Here is a 25,381-nt window from a genome sequence, read left to right as displayed (position 1 = left end):
TTATTCCTCTCCTTTCGTATCTAAATAATTATATATACTAATCAATACTAATGTTATACTAATTAAAATTAAAGCAGGTAGACCAACAAGTACTAATTCTTCATCACTTGCATAATTCTTCATCTGTATTGATAAAGTGCTATTACTTAAAAGCATTGCCGCAAGTGGCATCTCTTTTATTATCTCTATTGACATTAATAATATCGCTGAAAGTATTGCTGTTTTTTGCATAAAAATATCAACTTTAAAGAATATTTTCAACTTACTCATACCTAGTAATCTTGCACTCTCATGTAAACTATTTCCAGTTTTTTCTATACTAGATTCAATAGGTGTATATGCTAAAGATAAAAACCTTGTTGTATATGCAAAGATTATTATCAATGGACTTTTAATTAGTATCATACTATCTGTAATCCCTTTTTCAATCATAAATAAATCTATTGAAATAAATATTGATAAAAATCCAATTGCAATTACTGATCCTGGCATCGAATATCCTATTGAACTTAATTTATTCATTAACCATTTATTTTTATCCAACCTATTTATATTAGTTAAAAATAAAGCAATGATTATAATAAATAAAATTGATGTAAATAGTATATATAATGAATTTTTTGTATTTATTAATACATCTGAAATACTTAAATAATCAATTGATAAATATAGCCATCTCAGGATGTATATTATTGGAAATAATAATGTTATAAAAAATACTGAGAAAAAGAATATTAATACTAAGATATGCTTAACTCCTTTTAACTCTTCTCTTTTAACTTTACTATTTCTACTTAATGAATACTTTATTTTCCTTCTACTATATTGTTCTAAAAATAAGAATAGTATTACTATTCCTATTAAAATAATAGATAATTTATTTGCACCATCTAAATCATAATAGTTAATCCAACTATCATATATACCTGTACTAAATACTCTAATTCCAAAGAAAAAAGGTACCCCAAATGCATTTAATGTTTCCATAATTACTAACATCAATCCTGTGATTATAGCTGGTCTAGATACAGGTAAAATCACTTTATAAAAAGTTTGAAAAGTACTTTGTCCCAGTAGTTTTGATGAATATATTAGATCCATTGATATTCTTTTCATATATGCTCTAGAAGTAATATATACATATGGATAAAATGATATAGATAATATAAATATTGCTCCTTTAATATTTGCAATATCTAGGTATATATTCATATCATATTTTTTTAGAAAAATATGCAAAGATCCTGTTAAAAAATCAACATAAATATATGCAAATAAATAACTAGGTATTGCAAAAGATAAAAAATTGGTATATCTAAAAAATTTTCTAAATTTAAAATCATAAAAAGTTTCAAAATATGCTAATCCTACTCCAATTAACAATGTTAAAATTATTGTAGGAATTAAAATCATTAATGTATTTAGCATATACTCTTTTAATAAGAATTCAAATATGTGATTAGTTAATTCACTATTAGGTTTGAAACTATTTGTAAATATATATATTATAGGGCTAATTATTAGCCCTATAAATATATATGATAGTATTTTCCAAACATTAATTTTTCTTATTTCCAATTTGCCGTATCCGCAACAAATTTTGCTTTTTCTAAATTTTGACCTATTTTATCAAAGTCAATTTTAGAAGGTTTAAAATTACCCCAAGATTTAACTACTGGACTCATTTGTGTTCTAGGGTTAACTGGATATTCATAATTTTCATGTGAATATATCATTTGTGCATATTGATCAGTTAAAAATTCAATAAATTTAACTGCATTCTCTTTATTTTTACTATATTTTGTAATCCCTGCTCCTGAAAGATTTATATGTGTTCCACCATCTTTTTGATTAGGGAAGAATATTTTTAATTTTGAAGCAACTTCTCTTTCTAAAGGATCTTTAGAGTCAGTCATTCTACCCATGTAATAACTGTTCATTATCGCTACATCTCCAACACCTGCAAGCACTGCTTTAGCTTGATCTCTATCATTTCCTTTTGGGTCTCTTGCAAAGTTATTAGCAAGTTTTGTAGCCCAATCCATAGTTTCTTTTTCTCCATTTTTAGCTATCATAAATGCTATTAAGTGCTTGTTATATGAACTAGAAGAACTTCTTGTAAGTACTCTATTATCCCATTTTTTATCTGCTAAAGCTTCATAAGTAGATAATTCACTCGGTTTAACTTTTTCAGGGTTATATACAAATATACGTGCTCTATATGTTAATCCAACCCAATTATTAGATTTATCTCTAAAATTAGCTGGAACATTTTTTAATACTTTTTTTGAAGTAATAGGTTGAAGTAAATTTTTCATTTTCGCTGTGTATAAGTCTCCTACACCAACAGTTATAAATACATCTGCATCTGTTGATTTACCTTCAAGTTCTAATCTTTTAATTAAAGCTGATACATCATTATTTTGTACAATATTTACTTTAATTCCAGTTTGTTTTTCAAATTCTAAATAAATTGATTTATCTGAATCATAATGTCTTGATGTGTAGACATTAACAACACCACTCGCAAACATTAAATTTGTGATTAAAATTGTCATGAATAATACTAGTTTTTTCATTTAGTTTGACCTCCAAATATTTTGATAGCAAAAGTATTTGCTTACAAAAATATTATAACATAATTTTTTTTTGTTGTAAATAAAAAAGAAAGATAAACTCTTTCTTTATCTCTCTCTATAATTCTTTATAATTTCAATAATTTTATGATTTTGTTTTTCATTTACTATTTCATTTTTTTCTTCAACTTTTACTTTTTCTTCTTCCCAAATTTCATTTGATAGCTCTACTTGTTTTTTACCAAAAATATATTCTTTAAACTTATCTGTCATTGTTTTTTCTATAAAGAATTCATCATATTTTTCAGAATATAATTTATTTTTAAAGTCTCTCATAGATGCAGCAAATAAAGTTGGCGGCATCTTATTTATTGAAGTATATTCTTTTGTTTTAAAATCTTGTTTTAAATATTTACCTTCTTTTTCGAAAATTCTCTCTAATAATTCATCATTAACATCTATTGATGAATCTATTGCATGATATAAAGTTTTTTCTAACATATAAAGCATATTTAATTTTTTATCAAATTTTTTAAGTACATTACCTATACCTAATAATTTTTTGAAATTTAATATAAAATCTTGAGCAATACTTTTATCTAAATTTCCTTGTATACAACCTATACTCATAAATGACATATCTTTTACTTTAACTCCCTTAGATAATTCATTATTGAACGCATATATTGAAGGATTTCTAGCCAAAATACTTCCATCTATAAATTTATCATTATTTATTTCTACAGGATTAAAAAATCCTGGAGCTGCGCAACTTGCAAGTATATATTCTCCTGTTTCATTTACTTCAGATAAATTAACAATTTCAGCTTTAGATTTAATAATATTATATGTAAATACATATACTTCTTTATCTTTTCTTTCTATTTTTTTACCTTTTAAAATATCAGTAACTATCATCTTTAATGCTCCAGTATCAAATACATCATAACTTGCACTATCTGTAAAAATTAAATTACTATATTTTTTATAATTCTCACAAATTTCTTTTCCAGAATACCCTAAATATAACATACTTGCAATTAATGAACCAGTACTTACACCATAAAAAACATCAAAAAATTCAGAAAACTTTATATTGTATTTCTCTTCTATTTTCATTATTACTGTGGCTGCATATATCCCTCTAGCTCCTCCACCATCAATACATAATATTTTTTTCATATCATAACTCCATATTTTTATTATGTATTTATTATATCATAAAAAAAGAAAGGAGGAAATATATTTCCTCCTTTTTAAAATTATATATCTACATTATATATCTACTTCTTCATTCCATTTTTCATTCATAATATTAAATTTATCAAATACATAGAATAATAAACTTATTACAATACCTATTATTGCTGCTAAATTCATACCTTGGAATGTTATATCAAACATTTGGATTTGTAATCCAGATAATCCAGCTATAAATGTAACTGATGTTAATATTAGATTTTGTGGTTTATTGAAGTTTACTTTTTCTTCAACTAGTAATCTTAACCCAGATGATCCTATCATACCATATAGTAAGAAAGTAACTCCTCCTATTACATTTCCTGGTATAGATTGAATTAATGCTGAGAATGGCCCAATAAATGCCATACAAATTGAGATTATTGCTGCACCTTTAATAACTTGTACACTATATACTCCAGTAATTGCCATAACTCCTATATTTTCTCCATATGTTGTAGTTGGTACTCCTCCTACAAACCCTGATAACATAGTAGAGAAGTTATCAGCAAATAAACTCTTATGTAATCCTGGATCTTTAATTAAATCTCTATTTATAATTCTACTTGTAACTACTTGGTGCGAAATATGTTCAGATACTATAACAAATATTACAGGTAACATTGTTAATATAGCTGTAACATTAAATTTAGCCATTTGGAATTTAGGGATAGTAAATAATGGTGTACTAGTTACTACTGAAAAATCAACCATTCCTAAATATATTGATGTAATATACCCTACAATAATTGCTATTAAAATCGGTATAGTTGCAAAGAATTTTCTAAATAATACTGAACCTAATATTGCTACAGATAAAGTTACTCCAAAAACTATCTTATCATTTATTGTTGAAGAATCTGTCATAATATTAGCTCCAATTTTTCCACCTGTTATAGTAATTCTTGCTAATTCAAAACCTATTAAAGCAACTACTGAACCCATAGCAGCTGGTGGTAATATTACATTAATCCATGCAGTTCCAAATTTATATATTATTCCTGCAATTATACATCCAACTAATCCTACGAATACGAATCCTCCTAAAGCATATTCATATCCCATATTAGCTATAACCATTCCTGCTGGTGCTAAGAAAGCAAAACTTGAACCTAGATAAGCTGGTGCTTTCCCTTTAGTAATTAAAATAAAAAGCAATGTACCAATACCATTCATTAATAGTACTATACCTGTATCAATTCCAAAAATAATAGGTACTAGCACTGAGGCACCGAACATTGCAAATGTGTGTTGTAAACTTAGTGGCACTAATAATTTAGCTGGCACTTTTTCATCAACTTGAATAATCTTTCTAATTGACATAATTTTTCCTCCTTAATCATTACAGTCATACTTAGAATTCACCGTAATTTTTATTATTATACCAAATTAAAAAAATAATTGTCAACACTTTTTTATGAAGAATCAAGTTTTTTAGATACTAAAAAAGCTAGTAAATACTAGCTTTATTCTGTGTAATTTATTTTTTCATATTTAGTTACATTTCCATCTTCATCTATTTCTAAAAAATATATTGCAAAATCTCCATATGCACTAATATACCATGTTCCATACCCTTTTTTATATATTCTCATATCCCTATATTTTACATTTTCAAAATTTTCATTTAAAATTTTCTCACTAGCAATACTTGCAATTTCTTTAATATGATATTTTGAAATAGGTGTTATTCCAGAACAAGATATAATTAAGAATAATATAGGTATTAAAAAAAATTTTTTCATTACTTTATACCTCTTAATTCATTTAGTACTTTATCAACTACATACTTTATTTCACCTTCAAATTTAAATCCCGCTGCAAGTATATGACCACCACCATTAAAGTTTGAAGCTATTTTATTTACATTAACATTTTTTGATCTAAAACTTCCTTTTAATCTTCCTTCTTTATCTTCTCTAACAAATAATGCTACATCAACATCCTCAATACTTAATAATAACTCAGAAATCCCATCTGTATCTTCTTCACCAATTTCCATTCTATTCATTTCCTCTTGGGTAATGTAGAAATATGCAAATCTTACATCTTCAAAGTATTTATATTCAACTAATGCTTTACCAAAAACTTTTACTTTTTCTCTTGTTTTTGAAAAAAGTATATTAGTTATTTCTCTATTGTCTACTCCAACTTTCATAAGTTTTGATGAAACCATAAATGTATCTTCAGTTACATTTGAATGTTTAAAAATTCCGGTATCATTTATTATTCCAAGATACATAAACTTTGCAATTCTTTCATCAAGTTCAATATTAAAAACATCTATAAATTTATATAATAATTCACTGGTAGAAGAAATATCTTCAACATAATTAATGTTTAAATATCTTGTATTACTTACATGATGATCTATATTTATAGTTTGTTTTGCAATTTCAAATACTTTTTTATCTATTGCTGCTCTATCAATGTTAGCAGTATCAAGCATAATTACTAATTCAACATTTTCATCGATAGTATCCTTTATGTATTTACTCTCTTCAAATTTTTGAATAAATCTTGGAAGTTCATATTGAACTACTATATCTACTTTTTTATTACTATTGTATTTTTCTATCATAAATTTAAATGCAAATAAAGCACCAAATGCATCTCCATCTGGATTAACGTGCGCTGATAAAATTATGTTATCATATTTATCTATCTCTTCTTTTATTTTAAATAATTCTTTCATCTTACCTCACTTCTTCTTTTTCAATATATTTTTATAATCTTCAATACTAATGACATTTTTATTTTTACCTTTATTTTTCTCAATTATTTGAGTAACTTTATTAACTCTATCTCTTTGATTATTTAACAATGCTCCAACACCTCTTATAGTATTTAAATGATTTATTGCTATAGCAATAGCGTCGGCAGCATCATCTGGTTTTGGAATTTCATCTAGTTTAAGTATAATTTTTACCATCTCTTGTACTTGTTTTTTTTCTGCTCTTCCATACCCTGTAATTCCAGTTTTAACTTGTAATGGTGTATAATTAAAAATTTCTATACCTGACATTTGAGCTTTAGTAACAATTACTCCTCTTGCTTGGGCAACTGTAATTATTGTTTTTTGATTTTTAAAGAAAAATAATTCTTCTATTGCCATATGATCAGGTTTATACATATTAAATAAAATTTCTAATTTGAGATAAATTTGTTCCAATCTTTCAGGCATAGGTAAATCTTTATCTGTATAAATACAACCATAATCAATTAATTCTGTTTTACCATTTTTTGAATCTATAATTGAATACCCAATTATAGCTGTTCCAGGATCTATTCCTATAACTCTCATGTCACACCTCTTTTCTTTTTAAGATTATACCATATTTATTAATACATATACAACTTGAAGAACTATTTATAAATATGCTATAATTTAATCAAAAATGAAGGGAATTTTTTAACATGGCTGGACATAGTAAATGGGCAAATATACAACATAGAAAAGGTAGACAAGATAAAATTCGTGGAAAACTATTTACAAGACTTGGTAAGGAAATTACTGTCGCTTCAAGAGTGGGAGGAGGAAATCCTGATTTTAACCCAAGACTTAGACTTGCAATAGATAAAGCCAAAGCAGCAAATGTTTCTAAAGATGTAATAGAAAAAGCAATTAAAAAAGGAACTGGTGAATTAGAAGGTGTAGAATACATTGAAATTCGTTATGAAGGTTATGGAGCTGCAGGTGTTGCATTCATAGTAGATGTAGTTACAGATAATAAAAATAGAAGTGCATCTTCAGTTAGAATGAATTTTTCAAGAAATGATGGAAATCTTGGGTCTGATGGATCAGTCTCTTTTATGTTTGATAGAAGAGGTATTATTACTTTTAATAAAGAAAATGACTTTGAAAATTTACTTGAAATTGGAATTACAGCTGGAGCTCTTGATGTAATTGAAAAAGAAAATGAAATAATTGTTTTAACAGAAGATAAAGATATGGAAAATATCCTAAACATATTAAAAGATAACAATTTAATTCCAATTGAATCAGAAATAGGAATGTATCCACAAAGTGAAATATTAATAAATGATATCGATACTGCTAAAAGCATTATGGATCTTTATGATGCTTTAGAAGATAACGAAGATGTACAAAACATTTATTCAAACTTTAATATACCAAACGAAATATTAGAGAAATTAAATTAGGAGGAATATATATGAAAAAAAATACAAAAGTATCTATAATAGGTGCTGGATTTGTTGGATCTGCTACAACATTATCTATTGTTTTATCAGGTCTAGCTTCACATGTAGTTTTAGTAGATGTAAACAAAGAAAAAGCAATGGGAGAAGTTCTAGACATTGCCCATGGTGCAGCTTTTATTAAAACTTGTGAAATAATTTCAGGAGACTATAAAGATACACAAGATTCTGACATTGTTATAGTAACAGCAGGTGCTAATCAAAAACCAGGAGAAACAAGACTTGATTTAGTAAACAAAAACGTTGAAATATTCAAGACTATTATACCTCAAGTTACTCGTTACTCTCCAAATGCTGTATTACTTATAGCATCAAATCCAGTTGACATTTTAACTTGGGTTGCATATAAGTTATCTGGTTTCCCTTCTCACAAAGTAATAGGAACTGGAACAGTTCTAGATACTTCAAGATTAAGATATTATCTTGCAGAAGAATTTGATTTAGATGCTAGAAATATTCACGCATATATTATAGGTGAACATGGAGATTCTGAATTCCCTGTTTGGTCATCAGCAAATATAGGACCATTAAGTTTTGATGATTTCTGTGCTCGAGAAGCAAAAAATGCAATAGAGTTAAAAGAAAAAATCCATCATAAAGTTAGAGACGCCGCATATGAAATTATTTCTAGAAAAGGTTATACAAACTATGCTATAGGTATGGCTATTAGAAGAATAGTTGAAGCTATATTAAGAGATGAAAATTGTATTTTAACTATTTCAACTTATAACCAACTTGAGGATGTATATTACTCTGTTCCAAATGTAGTTGGAAGAAATGGACAACATTTAAAAATATGTCCAGAATTTGAAGAAAGTGAAAAAGAAAAATTAGAAAACACTAAAAACGTACTTAAAGATGTTATTAAAACAATTAAATTATAAAAAAAGGTGATTCGGGATTTTAAAAAATCCTTGAATCACCTCTTTCTTTTCTGTATAATTTAATCACCAAACAAAAATAACAGAAAGGAGTGATAAACATGACATCTAAAATCAAATTCATCTAGATGTCATATCTGTAACTTTCAACATAAAATGAAACTTACTTGTAAATCTAGATTATGTAATTCTTGTGGTTATTATTACTATATTAAATGGACTAACTCCATCACTAATCAATTAATTAATATTCCTCAACAATTTAGAAAATTTATTGCTTATGATAAAACTATTCTTTCTAGATTAGCTGCTGATATTAATAATATTTTCAAATATCAATTCCATAATATTCATGATAAAAAGAAAAGAAAAATATATATACCTAAATCTAATAATAAATTCTTTACTGATTCTGATGTCATTTATATCGTTTCTCTTGGGGGATTAAACAAAAATTTTATCTTTAAAAAACTTAATTATTTTCATGTTAATTCTATTGCTAATCAATAATGCTTTAAATATGACTTCTAAAATGATTAAAGAAGATGTTAGATTCTTCTTTAATGTTGGTGATAATGATGTTAATAACCCTAAAGGTATTATTAAATACCTTGGTAGATATTTAGCTAGAGTTCCTATTGCTGAGTATAAAATTGTTGATATTAATATTAAAAAGAATATTGTCACTTTTATGTTTAATGATTTAGCCAATAATAAGAAAATCTCTTACCATAAATTAACTATTCAAGATTTTGTTGCTAAATTACTTTTTCATTTACCATATAAACATTTTAAGATGATTAATAGATTTGGCTTCTATGCTAGAAGAAAATCTAGTAAGTTAAAGTTAGCTCTTACTTTATTTAAGTCTAAACTTAAAAAAGTTCCTTCTCTTTTTAGAAAGAACTTTAAAGCTATTTGGGGCTTTGATCCTTTTATCTGTCCTAATTGTGATATTTATCTTGAAGCTTATGAACTCTTTATAAATAATTCTATTGGACCTCCTATTCATAAATTCTATAACCCTAATGGCCTATTATTTAAATAGGTATTTTTGTATTACTCAAATTTACTTATTAATTTTATTTTTTATAAACTGTTGTTGCGCTTTATATTAATCAATAAAATCATATACATCTTATTAGAGTTCTAATTTCCTAAATAATAAAAAAATGTACCTCCAAACTTTTCACATTTTTGTGTCTAGTTTATCGGTATATGTTCTTATTTATACCCCTTTATCTTAACTTATTAATTAACCAATTTTCAAATTCTTTCTCATTTACATCTACTACATATTTCACATTAGGCATTTTATCTTTATTTATATTTGTGTAATAATCTGTAACAAATGTTCCAATAGCTGGTCCTTCTATAATTACATCTACATATTTTTCTTCATATTTAAATATTTCTGGATTAATTAAATATGCAATAACTGTTGAATCATGCATCATTAAACCTTTTGCTACACCTTCACTTCTATAATTTTCAAAAAGTGCGTAACACATGCTTGAGATTTTAGTACCATTTTTCATGCTTAATAAAGCTTCTGGTGATACTAAGCATCTTCTTGTTATATCTAAACTTTGTACAGTAATTTTAACCCCAGATTCAAATACAATTTTTGTTGCATGAGGGTCATTATATACATTAAATTCAGCACTTGAAGTTGTATTACCTCCAGTGAAGCTACCACCCATCATCACAATTTCTTTAATGTTAATTTTAACTTCAGGATGAACTAATAATAGTAATGCAACATTAGTTAAAGATCCTAAAGTAGCAATTGTTACTGGTTCATTAGAACTTAAAATTACATCTCTCATTGCATCTATTGCTTTTTTTTCAATTGGTTTAGATGAAGGTTCTTCAAAAGTGTATCCATCCATTCCAGAATCACCATGAACATCAGTAGCGTCAATACCTTCAAAAAGCATTGATTTTTCTGCTCCCTTTGCAACTGGAATACTTCTTTCCATAAATTCTAAAATTTTCAATACATTATTTGTAGTTTTTTCTAAACTTACATTTCCAAATACTGTAGTTATCAATTTAATATCTAATTTATCTTCACTATTAATAGCGCAAATTATCGCTGCTGCATCATCTATACCTGGATCTGTATCAATAATTAATGGTATTCTTTTCTCCATTTAACCTCCGAATATCTCTAATAATTTCTCAATAGTTATTTCATCAACATTTACATCTTTGATGATTTCACCATTTTTAACTACACCAACCGCTGGAACAGAGGTAAGATTTAATTTTTCAAGTATTTCTCTATCTTTATCTAAATAGAATTCAAAATTATATTTTTTTTCATTTATATATTCTAATGTTTCTTTTTCATAATCTATATAACCTTTATCAGAACGTATAAATGGATACATTATTACAGTAATTTTAGTATTTTTTAGTTTATCTTGTATTTTGCTTAAATTTTCTAACTCTTCTTGACAATGAGGACACCATGCTGCAGCATAAACAATTATATTGTTTTCCTTCTTAACTATAGTTTCATAATTTGTGTTATTGATAACTTTTACTTCATTTTTCCCTGCTGAAAAACAAGAAAAAGTAAAAATCATCATTAATAATAATAAAATTCTTTTCATAATTAACTCCCTATTTATTGTTTATTAATATATTTGTATAAACCATTATTTTTTCTTTTAACCCTTCTCTATTAGCCAAATCTACAAGTAATTCTAGTGCTTTTACTTCATCTTGTGATAAAGCAATTATTGCATATTTTTTCTTTGTATCTTTATCATTGCTTAAAGATGCAATTTCATAACTTGCAGCTCCTAAGCCTAACTTTGAAGCTATCTTTAATTCATCAACATAATTTGAAATATCAACATCTGTTCCTGTTGTTATTGCCAAATTCTTTAACAGTGAATGATATTTTAATATTGAATCTAAATTACCACTTTCAAAGCTTTTTTTATACATTTTTAAAGCTTTATTTTCTTCATCTAAATTCTCATAATATTCTCCAAGTTTAACATAAACCGGTGAATATTCTAATAATTCTAAACTATCATAAATATGTTTAGCTTTTTCCCATTCATCATTATCATATAATAAGTTGGCTTTCATAAATTGAATATCTTTGTTATACTCTTTAATTTCATCTAAAATTTCTATTGCTTTTTCTCTTCTACTTTTAGAAGATAAATCTGAATTTTCTACTAATTTTATAGCTGCTTTAGCATATTTATGCTTTAAGTATAGCTCTCTATAAATTTTTATAGCATTTTCAATTTCACCTTCCATTTCAAGAAATCTTGCTTTTGCAAATAAAGCATCTGTATTTTGTTTTTCGATGAAAGGCTTAAGTATCTTATATGATTCTCCAATATCATCTCTATCTAATAAAAATTTTCCTAAAGCATATCTCTCAGAATCTTCAATCTTATTTTGATTAAATTTTGCATATAATTTTTCCATATGTTTAAACTCATTTAAATGGTTTTTCATATCTATATATGTTTGATACACAGTATAATTATTTTTATTATATGCTAATTCATAATATTCATAAGCTTCACTATATCTTTTTAGTGAATATAGATAAGTTGCAAGAAATGATGTTGCTCCTAGATTACCTTGATTTGAAGCTTCTTTCAGTTTATCTATAGCTTGTTCTAATTTATTTGAAAAAATTAATAATGTAGCATCTCTATATTCAGCATAACCATTTGACTTTCCTTCTTTTCCTTCGTAAAATGCATTTAATACATCTTCATCTGCTAAATAGTTAATTACTTCATAGATATCTTCATCATTACCTATATATGCTTTTTCAAAATTTTTCAAAGTAGTATCATTATCTTCTTTATATATACTAACTATCCCATCTTCAATATAATCAAAAGTTTTACTATCAAAACTTAATCTTTTATATTGAAATATTAATAGTATTAATAAAGCAAAAAGAAATATAATAGAAATCTCTTTTATTATTTTATTCTTTTTCATTTATACTCCTATTTTATACTTGTCGAAACTTTAACTGAGTTATCAATTTCTACTAATGAAACTTTCTTTTTCTCAGCAGTTGTTAATAACATCCCTTGAGAAAGTATTCCTTTAATTTCTACTGGCTCAAGATTTAATACTGCCATTACTTTTTTACCTACTAAGATTTGTTCATCTTTATAGTGTCTTGCTATTCCTGAAACTATTTGTCTAAGTTCAGTTCCAGTATCAACTATAAATCTAAGTAGGGCATTATTTTCTTCAACTCTTTCCACTTTTTTAATTTCAACAACCCTAATGTCAACAGCATTAAATTGTTCAATATTTATTGGATTATTAATTACTAAATTTTCCTCAAATTCTGATTTAGGTAATTCTATTCTTGGGAATAATACTTCAGCTTTATTTAATTTATTGTTTTCTGGATATGTCCCCCAAACTTTAATTTCATCTAACAATATATTTTTATTTTCTATTGCTAATTGATTTAAAATTTTACTAGCTGAATCAGGCATTATAGGTGAAATTAAAACTGAAATCTTATATATTCCATCTACTAAATTATATAATACTGTTTTAAGTCTATCTAAATCATTATTTTTAAATAAAGTCCATGGTTCAGACTCATCTATATATTTATTTAATCTAGATATAAATTTCCAAATTGTTTTTAACATTTCAGAAAAGTTATATTCATTGTAATATAAATCAACATTTCCTAAAGTTTCATTCCATAATGAAATAATCTCATTATCTAATTCATTTAATTCATTTTTACCATATACTACTGAATCAAAATATTTATTTTGCATTCCTATTACTCTATTTAAAAGGTTTCCTAAATCATTTGCTAAATCAGAATTTATTCTTTGTATTACTGCATTATTTGAATAATCTGCATCTTGCCCAAATGTAGCTTCTCTTAATAAGAAGTATCTAAATTGATCTAAACCATATTTATTAACCTCATCTATAGGATCAACAACATTGCCTAAAGATTTAGACATCTTTTGACCATCTTTAGTCCACCAACCATGTACAGCTAGTGTATCTGGTAATTTAATACCTGCTGCCATTAACATTGCTGGCCAAATTATTGCATGGAATCTTAATATATCTTTTCCAACCATATGAACTACTTCTGAGTTGTTCCAATAAATATCAAAGTTTTCAGTGTTATACCCAGCACCAGTTAAATATGAATTTAATGCATCAAACCATACATAAACTATATGACCTTTTTCAAGTTCTAAAGGTATACCCCAATTAAATGTTGTTCTTGAAATTGATAAATCTTGTAAACCTTGTTTAATAAATGAAATTACTTCATTTTTTCTATTTATAGGTTTAATAAAATCTGGATGTTCTTCATAAAACTTCAATAATTTATCCTCATATTTAGATAATTTAAAGAAGAATGATTTTTCTTTCATGTCTATTACTGGTTTCCCCATATATAGCCCATCTACAAGTTGTGATTCAGTAACAAAAGTTTCTTCACTTACAGAATATTTACCTATATATTCTCCACTATATATATCTCCATTTTCATATACTTTTCTAATTATATCTCCTACAGTAAATTCGTGTTTTTCACTTGTAGTTCTTACAAACTCAGAATAATCAATATTAAGCACTTCCCATAACTTAACAAAATCTTCTTTCATTTTATCCACCCATTGTTGTGGCGTTACATTATTTTTTTCTGCAGATTCTTGAATTTTTTGTCCATGTTCATCTGTACCCGTTATAAATCTTACATTTTTACCTTTTAATCTATTATATCTTGCAACAACATCACAAATTACTGTTGTATAAGCAGTACCTATATGAGGTTTTGCATTAGGATAATATATAGGTGTTGTTATATAGAAATTATTCATTATTCCTCCTTGTATATATGTATAATTTAAATGTATTGTATTCTTTAACTTCCAAACTATATTTTTCTTCATCAAACTTTGGAAAATACGTATCAGCATCAGGAAATTCTTCATCAATCTTTGAGATGTATAGTTTTTCAGCAAAATTTATTAGCTCTTTATATATACTTCCTCCACCAATTACATATACAATTTCTTCACTGTAATAGTATTTTTCAATTATTTCATTTATATCTTTAACTAATATTATACCATTTTTTTCTTCCAAAGTTCTAGTTATTACAATATTTTCTCTCAAATCTAAAGGTTTACCTATTGAAAGAAAAGTATTTTTGCCCATAATAACTTTATGATTTAAGGTTAACTCTCTAAATAACTTCAAATCTTCAGTATTATGCCATAACATTTTATTATTTTTCCCTATCTCATTGTTTAAGCCAACTGCAACTACTATATGTATCACTTATGTGTAGCCCCTTTGACAGTTAAATCAACTCTAATTTCTTCAACTTTTTCTGCATCCATATTGAATTCAAAGTTTTGTTGTCTTAGTGCTTCATATAAAATAATTACTGCTGAATTAGATAAATTAAGTGATCTTCCGATTCTAAGCATAGGTATAGTAATATTTTGATCATTGTACTCATTTAAAATATCTTCTGGTATACCACGAGACTCTGGTCCAAACATGATATAGTCATCTTCTTCAAACTTAACATCAGTATATCTTTGATTTGTTTTTGTAGTTGCAAAATATATTTTGCCTTTCCCTTTATTAGCCATAAATTCTTCAAAAGATTCCCAAATTTTTAAATCAACATATTTCCAATAATCAAGTCCTGTTCTTCTTATTTGTTTATCACTTATTTCAAATCCCAAAGGTTTAATAAGGTGTAATGTTGTATTAGTTATAACGCAACTTCTTCCTATATTTCCCGTATTATATGGCATTTCTGGTTGATACAATACTATATTCACTTTTATTCTCCTTAAAATATATATTTTTGAATGTCATTAAATAATACATATACCATAAGTAATAATAATAGTATCATCCCTATAGTATGTATTCTTTCTTCTAATTTTTTATTTAATTTAATTCCAAAGTATTCTAATAACACAAAGATTATACGACCACCATCTAAAGCTGGTATAGGTAATAAATTTAGTATTCCAATATTTACTGATAGTAATGCGAATAATGGAAGTAAAACTAAATATCCTTGTGATTCAATTTGCTTTGCAAACACTAATGGAAGTCCTACAGGACCAACCATTTCTTTCGCCTTAGCAGCACCAGTTAATAACATTTTTAATCCTTCAAAAGTTGCAGCAAAAACTTTACCAAACATTGCAAATGCATGTGTAATTGGTTGCCCTGTTATTAACATTAATATTACAAATGCTATTAAAGCTGTAACAAAATTCATAAATACACCTGCAAGTAAAACTATAATTTGTTCAACTTTAGAGTGTGATATAAATCCTTTTTTATTATATTCTTCAATTTCTTCTTCAGTATAGTCTTTAAATTCTTTATCATCTTTACTAGCTTCAACCATACCTTCAATCAATACATATCCTCCTATAGGTATAGCCCTTATACTATATTGAGTGTCATTTTTTACTTTACTGTATATTAAAGGCCCCATTCCTATAGAAAATTCTGAAACTGGCATATTAAATTTTTTGGCTGTATAAAAGTGCCCTAATTCATGTAAGAATATTATTAAACTTAATACCAGTAATGTAACTATTACTATAACTAACATTATTTTTCTTTCTCCATTTCCAATTTAATTCTCTTATTAATTTGATCAATTAATAAGTTATTTTTAGTGTATATCATATTAACACTATCTTTTAATATCATTTCTTTATTATCTTTGATTAATATTAATTCACCGGTATCAACTTCATCATTTATATACACTAATACATTTTTTTCTTCTAATAATTTAATTTTCTTAAATATAACTTCATCATAAACTTTACCATAAACAACTAAAATATTTTCTGTTTTTTGAATTAATTCCAATATCTTATATGTTAAATTATCCAATCTATCAAATTCATATATTCCAGCTTTATTGTACTGAGAATATAGAGCATCTAAACCTCTTTTTAAACTTTCAAGACTCTCAAGTATTTCTTTTTCAAATCTATTTAGATAAATATTTGGATCTATCACACTATAATTTTTAGAATCATCATTTGCAGGAAGTAATTTTATTATCCCTTTTTCTTCCATAAAGTGCATAGATTTATATGCAGCCGTTCTTGAGACATCAAGATTTTTAGATACTTGTGTAGGATTTTCTCCCGGGTGTTTTAATAAATACAAGTAAATATTTGCTTCGATTTCTGTAAATCCAATCTTTATCAATTGTTTTATTAAAAGCTCTTTTTCCATTATTTTATCCCCATTAATTCTTGATATGTTGTTTTAATGTATGAATCTGTCATACCGGAAATATAGTCTGTAACAAGTAATAATCTTAAATATAATTTATATGTATATATTTTATTCTCATATTCTTGTTCTAGTCTTTCCTTTTTATTACCTTCAAGTTTTTCTTCTTCTATTCTATTTGCAAGTTCTGCTAGTTGCTCTTCTTCATATTTTTTTGCATAAACACGATATATATATTTTTGGTTTTCACTTAAAATAATTCTATATTTTTTATGTACAGAATTATCTTTTTCAAACTTAGTATCATAATATATAACTGAATTAACAAATTTATCAAGTAAGAACTGTATCATAATATTTGCAGTAAGTTCCATTTGGTTGTTTTTCTTAGATTCAAAAATATATTTTCTTGCTGTATCTTTAAGCATTTTTACTATTTTTGCAGATCTACCTTCAGCAAGTAATTCTTTTGTAAATGTACCACTCATAATTTCATTATAGTTACTAATAAAATTATTAACTACATCTTTTATTATTAAACCTTGTATAGAAATTATCCATCTACTTGCAGCATAATTATGAGTGTTTCTATAACCATTCTTTTTTGCATCTTCTTTATATTTTATTAATCTATCATAGAAAACATCTCCAGCTTCTATTCCATATTCTCTTAAAGCATTTTCTATATTATAATAATTTAAATATTTTTTCTTTAAACCATCTTCAATATCTGCTGTAATATAAGCTATATCATCTGCAGCTTCAAGTAAAAACGTTAAAGGATGTCTATATATTTTATTTTCTTTTTCATCATAAGTTCCTGTAGATTTTACTACATCATAAAATACATCTTCTTCTGCAAGAAAATATCCCATTTTTTTATCTTTAATATTTCCACTTTGTTTATCAATATCTTGAGATGAAACAGGATATTTAATCAATGAATTTAATAATGCATATGTTAAATTCATACCATTTTCATCAACTAAGAAATGTAATTTTGAAACTACTCTTATTGCTTGTGCATTACCTTCAAAATTTTCAAAATCAGCAATCATTTGTGGTGTTAATAAATCTCTTAATTTTTTTGTTTCTCCATTTACATCTTTAACATCTGTTTTATCTATATATTCTGAAAACCACATTCTAATAGTATCTTCACCAAAATGTCCAAATGGTGGATTACCAATATCATGTATTAAGGCTGCTGAAGATAAAATTGTTGAAATTGAGTTTAATTCTTCATACCCAAAATCCGGATCTAATTTTTCTTCTATTATTCTTTTACCTATTGACTGTGCTATAGATTTAGCAAAAGATGAAACTTCTAATGAATGTGTTAATCTTGTTCTAACAAAATCATTTTCCTCTAAAGGGAAAGCTTGTGTTTTATCTTGTAATCTTCTAAATGATGGTGATGAAATTACTCTATGATAATCCTTTTCAAAATCATTTCTTATATCACTTGCTTTTATTCTACTTCTAGCACGCCTAGTATTTATTGATAATAAAGTTTTCCAATTCATTTAATCGCCTCTATTCTCTTATTATTCTTTTAATCCATTTTCTTTGTTTATATCTAAGTATAGATGGAAGTAATACTATAATATCTGAACTTCCTCCTAAGAAATATACCATGTTAATTGGTAAATTTAAACTTCTTCCAAGCATTGTTAGTGGAACTGAAATTACCCACATTCCAACTAAATCTAACATCATTGCATAGAAAATATCTCCTCCGGCTCTTAATATACCTACTATAACTAATAAGTTTAAACCTTTAAATGGTAGTATTAAACTTTCACTGAACACAACTAATCTTGTTAGACGTATCAATTCTGGTTCTGCCTTCATCATAGATAGTATTACAGGTGATATTACATTTACCATTATAGCCGCTATTATACCTAAAAGTAACATTAATCTAAAACATAGACTAGCGACTCTTTTGGCTTTTTCTAAATTATTCGCTCCAAGTTCATTTCCTACTAATACAGATGCTGCGTTTGATACCCCACTAAACATGCTAAATAGTATTGATGAAATTGTCCCTGCAATAATTATTGATGAAAACCCTACTGCACCCATATTACTATAAATAGATGCTCTAAATGTAGTTCCCATCACCCAAATAAACTCATGTATAAAAGTTGGTAAAGATATTCTAATAATATCTTTTACTAAATCAAGTTCAAAACTCATAGTTTCTTTAAAACTTGATAAAATAGGAAACTTATTCTTTTTAACTGCATATATCATATATATTAATGAGAATAATCTTGCTATTACTGTTGCTATGGCAGCACCTTTTACTCCCATGATTGGAATTAATATTAAATTACCTACAATATTAAAAACCAAACCGACTATAGATGCATAAAAAGAATATTTAGATTGACTTATTACTCTAAGCTGCATAGAAAATACAAAACCTAGTCCCGCTAATGGAAATGTAAAACATGCATATTTAAAATATTCTCTTGCTTGTATTAAAACCATAGGATCTTTACTATAAAATCCTAATAATGTATTTGGATTAGTTAATCCTATTATTACAAATGGTATTGATAATAATAGTGAAGTTGCAGATAAAAATCCTAAAATCTTATTCATTTTTGAATAATTTTCACTTCCAAAATATTGTGCAGAAAGTACCCCTGCTCCACTAAATAATCCAAACAATGAAATTATATATACAAAAAATATTTGATTTGATATTCCAAGACCAGAAACAGCATTAGTCCCTAAGCCTAAGATAGGATTTTCTTTTCCTACCATAAAATTATCTATAAAATTAATAAAATTATATACCAAGTTTTCTAAAGCTACAGGTATACCAACTATAAGTATTTTTTTATAAATACTCATATCCTTATTTTTCAACATCTAAATCTCCCTTATTCTCAAACTCCATAAATATAACTAGGTGATCTGATATATATTTTCTTATTTGTTCATGATTATTTTTAGTATAGTCATAAACTCCATATCTGCCCGTATATTCTCTTAAATTATTTCTGTTAAAGAAAGCATTATCATAAGAATTTGCAAGTCCTTTATCAGAAATAGTTGTCTTATTCTTACTAGGATTTAATGCCTCTTTCACATTAAAAGTATCCTTAAAATACTTAAACCCTTTAGAATTAGCCGGCAAATTAAAGTCACCTAATATTATTATATCTTCTTCTTTAGACTTATCCATAAAATATTTATATACTTTATGATATCTACTTGCTTCTATTTCTCTTTCAACTTTATCTTTACCATATATTGAATGTACAGATATAATTACAAAATCAAAATTATTTGATTTAATTAAGAAAGCAAATGGTTCTCTTATAAAATCTTTAGATTTACCATTTTGATATGTACCTAATGATTCTATTTTATCAACTTTTTTTCTCTTAAATAATATACCGTAATATTCTTTATATTCTTTTGAACCAACCGGAATATCAGATATTATATATCCCCATTTTTCATTTGTAAATTTTTCAACTTCATTTTTCAACTTTACTAATCCCTTTTCATTCATAACTTCTTGGATAGATATAACATCAAACTTAGACACTATTTTGGACATAGAAGTCCAATCTTTTTCATTTTCTCCTAATCTCATTGCATTAAAACTTGCAACTAAAATAGGTTCTGCCCAAATATTTATTGATAGAAAAAGTAATAAAATTATCTTAAAAATACCTCTCAAAATATACCCTCATTTCTTTTGTTTCATACATATAATTATACAATATTTTACAACTTTATTCAATAATAAAAAGAGGACATATATCCTCTTTAAATCATTTAAAAACTATCATTTTCAAAATTAATTACCGTGTTATATAGTCTTTGTTTTTCTTCTTTAGTTAAAAGTTTTTTTACTACTCCAAATTCACCTTCAAAAATTACTTCTACCTTTTCAGATTTTGAAATATTCTTTAAGATATCTAAACCAAGTTTATTAAAGCTTATAGTTCCTATTTCTCCATACTCTACATCAGTTAGTTTCTCTTCAAAAAACGGTGTTTCCGCTTCTATCATATATCCATTATCTGCTATAACTTTTACTTTATCTGTCCATAATCTCTTTTCAATATTCTTAAATCTTAAAATAAGAGTTAAAATATCTTTATCTAAATCAGCAAAAATTTTACTTTCTATAGTTTCTAAACTCTCATCAAATTTACCATTATCATCTGAAAAATATACTTCAAATTTATTCCCATCTGCTAAATATAAAGACTGAACTTCTGCATAAGAGATCAAAGTAATAAATAGCATTAATAATAAAAATAATTTTTTCATTACTTCATCATCCCCTTTAATTCATCAATTTTCTTTTCAAGTTTCATTTTCTTTTCAAATTTTAATGTTTCCATATTTGAGTCTACATTTTTAAAATTTTCATATTTTATAGTAATTTTTTTATCTGTATAGTAATAAACTTGTAAAACATTTTCAAATAATTTCATTTTTGTTTCTATATATTTTGTATAAAAGCTATTACTAGCAAAAGCTTCACCGTTATAGTCTGTAATAATCTTAGTAGGTATTTCTGTTCTTCTTACTATCCCATATACTAATTCTATGTTTTTGATATTTTTATCTGGATATCTAACTATTATTAGTGGTTCATAAGTATCTGCATGTAAAAAATATCTAACATTAAAATCTTTATTTTCTTCTTTATCTAAATAAAAATATTCTCCAGCTATTTTTATTTCATAATCCTCATCTAATTCTAACGCTTTAATTTCTTTCTTTAATTCATTGATTTTTTCATCAATTTCCTTATTACTCATAGCTCCAAAACTTAATGAAAAAATTGAAAGCAAAAAAATCATTACTTTTTTCATAAATCTCCTTTTAATAAAAAGACTAGATTGTATCTAGCCTTAATATATTACTCTTAGTTTGCTCTTTCCATGTATTCACCAGTACGAGTATCTATTCTGATTTTATCTCCTATATTACAGAATAAAGGTACTTGTAATTGGTAACCTGTTTCTATAGTTGCAGGTTTAGTTGCTCTACCTATAGTATCTCCTTTTAATCCAGGTTCTGTATATGTAATTTCTCTTACAACAGTATTTGGTAATTCAACACCAACCGCTCTTTCTTCATATAATAAAACTTGTATAACCATTTCATCTACTAAGAAATCAGTTGCATCTCCTAAATCATCTTCTGTTAATGTCATTTGTTCAAAAGTTTCTTGATTCATGAAGAAATATTCTCCATCCATTTGATATAGATATTGCATTTGTGCTCTATCTAAAATGATGTCATTCATCATTTCTGTAGATAATACTGTTATTTCTTGTACTTTTCCACTTATTAAATCTTTTATTTTGAACTTCATTTCAGCTGCCCTAGCTTTTTTCCCAGAAGTTGATTGGTGTCTGTCTGCTTTTAAAATTAAATAAGGTATATTTTCTTTAACATATACATTACCTTGTCTTAATTCCATTGCTGCTTTCATTATATTCCTCCTTAAAATTCTTCTCTAATATTATACACTAATTTTTTAAATCTGTAAATTATTTGTCTAACAATAATTCTAAGATTTGTACTGCATTAGTTGCGGCACCTTTTCTGATATTATCTGCAACTACCCATAGATTTAATCCGTTATCTACAGTATCATCTCTTCTTATTCTTCCAACAAATACTTCATCTTTACCTTCTGTCATTAACGGCATAGGATAAATTCCATTCTTAACATCATCAACTAAAACTACTCCATTTGCATTTGCTAATAATTCTTTTACTTTTTCTAAATCAAACTCACTCTTTAATTCAACATTCATTGACACAGAATGTGAATATCTCACTGGTACTCTAACACAAGTTGCACTAACTTTTAAATCTGGTAAATGTAATATTTTTCTTGTCTCATTGACCATTTTCATTTCTTCTTTTGTATATCCATTATCTAAGAAACTGTCTATATGTGGTATTAAATTAAATGCAATTTGACTTGGGAAATTAGTTGACTCTTCCCCTCTTAAATTCTTTTCTAAATCTTCTAATCCTTTTACACCAGCTCCAGAAACTGATTGATATGTTGAATATATTACTCTCTTTAAACCAAAATAATCTGATAACACTTTCAATACAGGTATTACTTGTATAGTTGAACAATTTGGATTAGCAATTATCCCTTTTTTTGTTTCTTTTGCATCTTCAATATTCGCTTCTGGTACAATTAATGGTACTTCCTCATCCATACGCCAAGCACTAGAATTATCAATTACTATTGCACCTTTTTCTGCAAATTTAGGAGCAAATTCTGTAGAAGTTGATCCCCCTGCTGAAAATAAGGCAAAATCTATATCTTCTTTTATATTTTCTTCTTTTAATTCAATAATTTCATATTCTTTTCCCATGAAATTAATTTTTTTACCTGCACTTCTACTTGAAGCATATAGATATAGTTTATTAAATTTAATATTTCTTTCTTCCATTACTTTTAAAAAAGTTGTACCTACAAGACCTGTAGCACCGACTATAGCAACATTTTTCATTATTTAACACTTCCTTTATATATCATTTCACTTGGACCATTCATATATATAGTATCATTTTTAAGTTCTATTTCTAAAGGCCCTCCTAATAGTTTTGCTTTTATTTTAGTGCCTGTTTTACCTAATAGATTAGATATATACCCTACCGCACTTGCTCCAGTTCCACATGCAAGAGTTAGTCCTGCTCCTCTTTCAAATGTCATAATTTCAACTTCCTCTGAACTTTTTACATATACAAAATTTACATTAGTTCCTTTCGGAAAAACTTCTTTATTTTGTTCAATATTCTTACCATATTTTGTTACAAATTCTTCGTTTAATTCCTCTTTATCTACATAAATGACAACATGATCTGTACCTGTAAAAGTATAAACATATTCAAAAGATTTATCTAATGCATTTATAGTTTTGATTTCTGTTGTATTAATAGCCTTATTCATGTCAACTGAAACCCAAAAATCATTTTCTTGTGCTTTAATAATTCTTATTTTCTTTATACCAGACAATGTATCTATAAGTACTTCATCATCTTTAGAAACTAAACCATGATTGTACAAATAATGAGTATAACATCTAATACCATTTCCACACATAGAAGCTAAACTCCCATCTGCGTTATAGAAATGCATATAAAAGTTTTCATCTTTTTTCTTTAATACTATTACTCCATCTGCACCTATAGACATTCTTCTTCTACAATATTTCATTACATCTTCTTTACTTAAATCTTCTTGGGTAATAATAAAATCATTACCAAGTCCACTATATTTTTCAAATTCCATGATTATATCAATCCTTTTTGAATGAATAATTTTCTTAATCTTTCTTTAGTCTCCTCAGTTGCTACTAAAAGTGGCTCTCTAACTCCATCATTTTCAAGTAAACCTAATACATTCATTGATGCTTTAATAGTTACTGGGTTACCTTCAATAAACATAGATTTATGAATATCATACATAAATTGGTGAAGTTTAAATCTTTCTTCACCTTCAAGTTCAAATTGCATTGCTACTTCTTTAGGCATTGCATTTGCAGTAACAGATATTACACCACATGAACCTATAGCTTGCATAGGTAACATAAAGTTATCTTCTCCAGATATGACCGCAAAATCTTTATCTACTCTATTTATTATTTCTATCATTTGATCAATATTCCCTGTTGCTTCCTTAATTCCTACTATATTTTTAACTTTTGATAATTCTACAGTTGTTTCAACTTCCATATTAACACCAGTTCTTGAAGGAACATTATATAATATTACATCTAATCCAACCTCTGCTACTTTTTTATAATGATTAATTATAGCTCTTTGTGTTGGTTTATTGTAATAAGGTGTTACAGATAATACAGCATCTACACCTAAATCTTTACATAATTTTGTTAAATATACTGCTTTTTCTGTTGAATTAGCCCCTGCCCCAGCAATAACTTGTATTTTACCATTAGCTTCTTCTACTACTGTTTTTATTGCTAGTACGTACTCTTCTTCACTCATAGTTGCAGCTTCACCTGTAGTACCACAAACAACTATACCTGTTGTCATATTATCTATATGAAATCTTACTAATTCTCTAATTTTTTCAACATCTACTTTTAAGTCTTTATCAAATGGTGTTACTAAAGCAACATAGCTCTTTGAATATTTCAT

General features: G+C 26.2%; 28 protein-coding genes. 4 read left to right on the top strand and 24 right to left on the bottom strand.

Annotation, left to right across the window (positions count from 1 at the left end; all coding sequences use genetic code 11):
- From GM111_RS02560 to ruvC, 7 genes are all read right to left on the bottom strand, one after another.
- The gene (locus tag GM111_RS02560; protein WP_156299322.1) at positions 1 to 1,578 is read right to left on the bottom strand and encodes an ABC transporter permease; all 1,578 of its coding nucleotides are present in this window, start codon (positions 1,576 to 1,578) and stop codon (positions 1 to 3) included.
- Entirely contained in the window at positions 1,569 to 2,579 is a 1,011-nt protein-coding gene (locus tag GM111_RS02555) for a Fe(3+) ABC transporter substrate-binding protein (protein WP_156299321.1), read from the bottom strand. Before GM111_RS02555 ends, GM111_RS02560 begins: the two co-directional genes overlap by 10 nt.
- Positions 2,580 to 2,684: 105 nt before the next feature.
- Entirely contained in the window at positions 2,685 to 3,758 is a 1,074-nt protein-coding gene (locus tag GM111_RS02550) for a patatin-like phospholipase family protein (protein WP_156299320.1), read from the bottom strand.
- A gap of 93 nt (positions 3,759 to 3,851) precedes the next feature.
- The gene (gene uraA / locus GM111_RS02545; RefSeq protein WP_156299319.1) at positions 3,852 to 5,138 is read right to left on the bottom strand and encodes a uracil permease; all 1,287 of its coding nucleotides are present in this window, start codon (positions 5,136 to 5,138) and stop codon (positions 3,852 to 3,854) included.
- A gap of 143 nt (positions 5,139 to 5,281) precedes the next feature.
- Positions 5,282 to 5,560: a hypothetical protein gene (locus GM111_RS02540; protein WP_156299318.1), complete on the bottom strand. Its 279-nt coding sequence runs from the start codon at positions 5,558 to 5,560 to the stop codon at positions 5,282 to 5,284.
- Positions 5,560 to 6,510: a DHH family phosphoesterase gene (locus GM111_RS02535; RefSeq protein WP_156299317.1), complete on the bottom strand. Its 951-nt coding sequence runs from the start codon at positions 6,508 to 6,510 to the stop codon at positions 5,560 to 5,562. The genes GM111_RS02540 and GM111_RS02535 overlap by 1 nt, the downstream gene beginning before the upstream one ends.
- Positions 6,511 to 6,516: 6 nt before the next feature.
- The gene (gene ruvC, locus GM111_RS02530) at positions 6,517 to 7,119 is read right to left on the bottom strand and encodes a crossover junction endodeoxyribonuclease RuvC (protein WP_156299316.1); all 603 of its coding nucleotides are present in this window, start codon (positions 7,117 to 7,119) and stop codon (positions 6,517 to 6,519) included.
- A 113-nt stretch (positions 7,120 to 7,232) separates the two neighbouring features.
- On the opposite strand from ruvC, the gene GM111_RS02525 reads away from it, so the two are divergent.
- From GM111_RS02525 to GM111_RS08150, 4 genes are all read left to right on the top strand, one after another.
- The gene (locus tag GM111_RS02525; protein ID WP_156299315.1) at positions 7,233 to 7,979 is read left to right on the top strand and encodes a YebC/PmpR family DNA-binding transcriptional regulator; all 747 of its coding nucleotides are present in this window, start codon (positions 7,233 to 7,235) and stop codon (positions 7,977 to 7,979) included.
- 11 nt (positions 7,980 to 7,990) lie between these two features.
- Complete coding sequence (locus GM111_RS02520) at positions 7,991 to 8,920, top strand: L-lactate dehydrogenase (protein ID WP_156299314.1); 930 nt, start codon at positions 7,991 to 7,993, stop codon at positions 8,918 to 8,920.
- 153 nt (positions 8,921 to 9,073) lie between these two features.
- Positions 9,074 to 9,427, top strand: a complete 354-nt coding sequence (locus tag GM111_RS08155) for a hypothetical protein (RefSeq protein WP_197034448.1) — start codon at positions 9,074 to 9,076, stop codon at positions 9,425 to 9,427.
- A 10-nt stretch (positions 9,428 to 9,437) separates the two neighbouring features.
- Positions 9,438 to 9,965 carry a transposase gene (locus GM111_RS08150; RefSeq protein ID WP_197034447.1) on the top strand — a complete coding sequence of 176 codons (528 nt, stop codon included), beginning with the start codon at positions 9,438 to 9,440 and terminating at the stop codon, positions 9,963 to 9,965.
- Between the two features lie 190 nt (positions 9,966 to 10,155).
- Here the strand turns inward: GM111_RS08150 and GM111_RS02505 are convergent, their stop codons facing one another.
- The 17 genes from GM111_RS02505 to dapA form a co-directional block, all read right to left on the bottom strand.
- Positions 10,156 to 11,073, bottom strand: coding sequence for a nucleoside hydrolase (locus tag GM111_RS02505; RefSeq protein ID WP_156299313.1), 918 nt, complete (start codon positions 11,071 to 11,073; stop codon positions 10,156 to 10,158).
- On the bottom strand, positions 11,074 to 11,538 hold the full coding sequence (locus tag GM111_RS02500) for a TlpA family protein disulfide reductase (RefSeq protein WP_156299312.1): 465 nt from the start codon (positions 11,536 to 11,538) through the stop codon (positions 11,074 to 11,076).
- 10 nt (positions 11,539 to 11,548) lie between these two features.
- Positions 11,549 to 12,907, bottom strand: coding sequence for a tetratricopeptide repeat protein (locus tag GM111_RS02495; protein ID WP_156299311.1), 1,359 nt, complete (start codon positions 12,905 to 12,907; stop codon positions 11,549 to 11,551).
- An 8-nt stretch (positions 12,908 to 12,915) separates the two neighbouring features.
- Complete coding sequence (gene metG, locus GM111_RS02490; protein WP_156299342.1) at positions 12,916 to 14,793, bottom strand: methionine--tRNA ligase; 1,878 nt, start codon at positions 14,791 to 14,793, stop codon at positions 12,916 to 12,918.
- Entirely contained in the window at positions 14,783 to 15,253 is a 471-nt protein-coding gene (locus GM111_RS02485; protein WP_156299310.1) for a dihydrofolate reductase, read from the bottom strand. Before GM111_RS02485 ends, metG begins: the two co-directional genes overlap by 11 nt.
- Positions 15,250 to 15,768 (bottom strand): tRNA (cytidine(34)-2'-O)-methyltransferase, encoded by a 519-nt coding sequence (locus GM111_RS02480; RefSeq protein ID WP_156299309.1) that lies wholly within the window; start codon positions 15,766 to 15,768, stop codon positions 15,250 to 15,252. The genes GM111_RS02485 and GM111_RS02480 overlap by 4 nt, the downstream gene beginning before the upstream one ends.
- A gap of 11 nt (positions 15,769 to 15,779) precedes the next feature.
- Positions 15,780 to 16,562 carry a site-2 protease family protein gene (locus tag GM111_RS02475; protein ID WP_156299308.1) on the bottom strand — a complete coding sequence of 261 codons (783 nt, stop codon included), beginning with the start codon at positions 16,560 to 16,562 and terminating at the stop codon, positions 15,780 to 15,782.
- Positions 16,562 to 17,203: a TrmB family transcriptional regulator gene (locus tag GM111_RS02470; protein ID WP_156299307.1), complete on the bottom strand. Its 642-nt coding sequence runs from the start codon at positions 17,201 to 17,203 to the stop codon at positions 16,562 to 16,564. The genes GM111_RS02475 and GM111_RS02470 overlap by 1 nt, the downstream gene beginning before the upstream one ends.
- Positions 17,203 to 18,729 (bottom strand): deoxyguanosinetriphosphate triphosphohydrolase, encoded by a 1,527-nt coding sequence (locus tag GM111_RS02465; RefSeq protein ID WP_156299306.1) that lies wholly within the window; start codon positions 18,727 to 18,729, stop codon positions 17,203 to 17,205. Before GM111_RS02465 ends, GM111_RS02470 begins: the two co-directional genes overlap by 1 nt.
- A 10-nt stretch (positions 18,730 to 18,739) precedes the next feature.
- Positions 18,740 to 20,089, bottom strand: coding sequence for an MATE family efflux transporter (locus GM111_RS02460; protein ID WP_156299305.1), 1,350 nt, complete (start codon positions 20,087 to 20,089; stop codon positions 18,740 to 18,742).
- A complete protein-coding gene (locus GM111_RS02455) occupies positions 20,076 to 20,909 on the bottom strand; it encodes an endonuclease/exonuclease/phosphatase family protein (protein ID WP_156299304.1) in 834 nt (277 codons plus the stop codon). Before GM111_RS02455 ends, GM111_RS02460 begins: the two co-directional genes overlap by 14 nt.
- A gap of 98 nt (positions 20,910 to 21,007) precedes the next feature.
- The gene (locus GM111_RS02450) at positions 21,008 to 21,508 is read right to left on the bottom strand and encodes a hypothetical protein (protein WP_156299303.1); all 501 of its coding nucleotides are present in this window, start codon (positions 21,506 to 21,508) and stop codon (positions 21,008 to 21,010) included.
- The gene (locus GM111_RS02445; RefSeq protein ID WP_156299302.1) at positions 21,508 to 22,059 is read right to left on the bottom strand and encodes a hypothetical protein; all 552 of its coding nucleotides are present in this window, start codon (positions 22,057 to 22,059) and stop codon (positions 21,508 to 21,510) included. The genes GM111_RS02450 and GM111_RS02445 overlap by 1 nt, the downstream gene beginning before the upstream one ends.
- Positions 22,060 to 22,112: 53 nt before the next feature.
- The gene (efp, locus tag GM111_RS02440) at positions 22,113 to 22,685 is read right to left on the bottom strand and encodes an elongation factor P (RefSeq protein ID WP_156299301.1); all 573 of its coding nucleotides are present in this window, start codon (positions 22,683 to 22,685) and stop codon (positions 22,113 to 22,115) included.
- A 58-nt stretch (positions 22,686 to 22,743) separates the two neighbouring features.
- Positions 22,744 to 23,730, bottom strand: coding sequence for an aspartate-semialdehyde dehydrogenase (gene asd / locus GM111_RS02435; protein ID WP_156299300.1), 987 nt, complete (start codon positions 23,728 to 23,730; stop codon positions 22,744 to 22,746).
- A complete protein-coding gene (dapF, locus tag GM111_RS02430; RefSeq protein ID WP_156299299.1) occupies positions 23,730 to 24,512 on the bottom strand; it encodes a diaminopimelate epimerase in 783 nt (260 codons plus the stop codon). The genes asd and dapF overlap by 1 nt, the downstream gene beginning before the upstream one ends.
- 2 nt (positions 24,513 to 24,514) lie before the next feature.
- Positions 24,515 to 25,381, bottom strand: a complete 867-nt coding sequence (gene dapA / locus GM111_RS02425; protein ID WP_156299298.1) for a 4-hydroxy-tetrahydrodipicolinate synthase — start codon at positions 25,379 to 25,381, stop codon at positions 24,515 to 24,517.

It is taken from the genome of Streptobacillus canis (genome assembly GCF_009733925.1).
GTDB classification, from domain to species: Bacteria; Fusobacteriota; Fusobacteriia; order Fusobacteriales; family Leptotrichiaceae; genus Streptobacillus; species Streptobacillus canis.
Note: the sequence above shows the minus strand (reverse complement) of the source record. Positions and strands in the feature narration are given on the sequence as shown.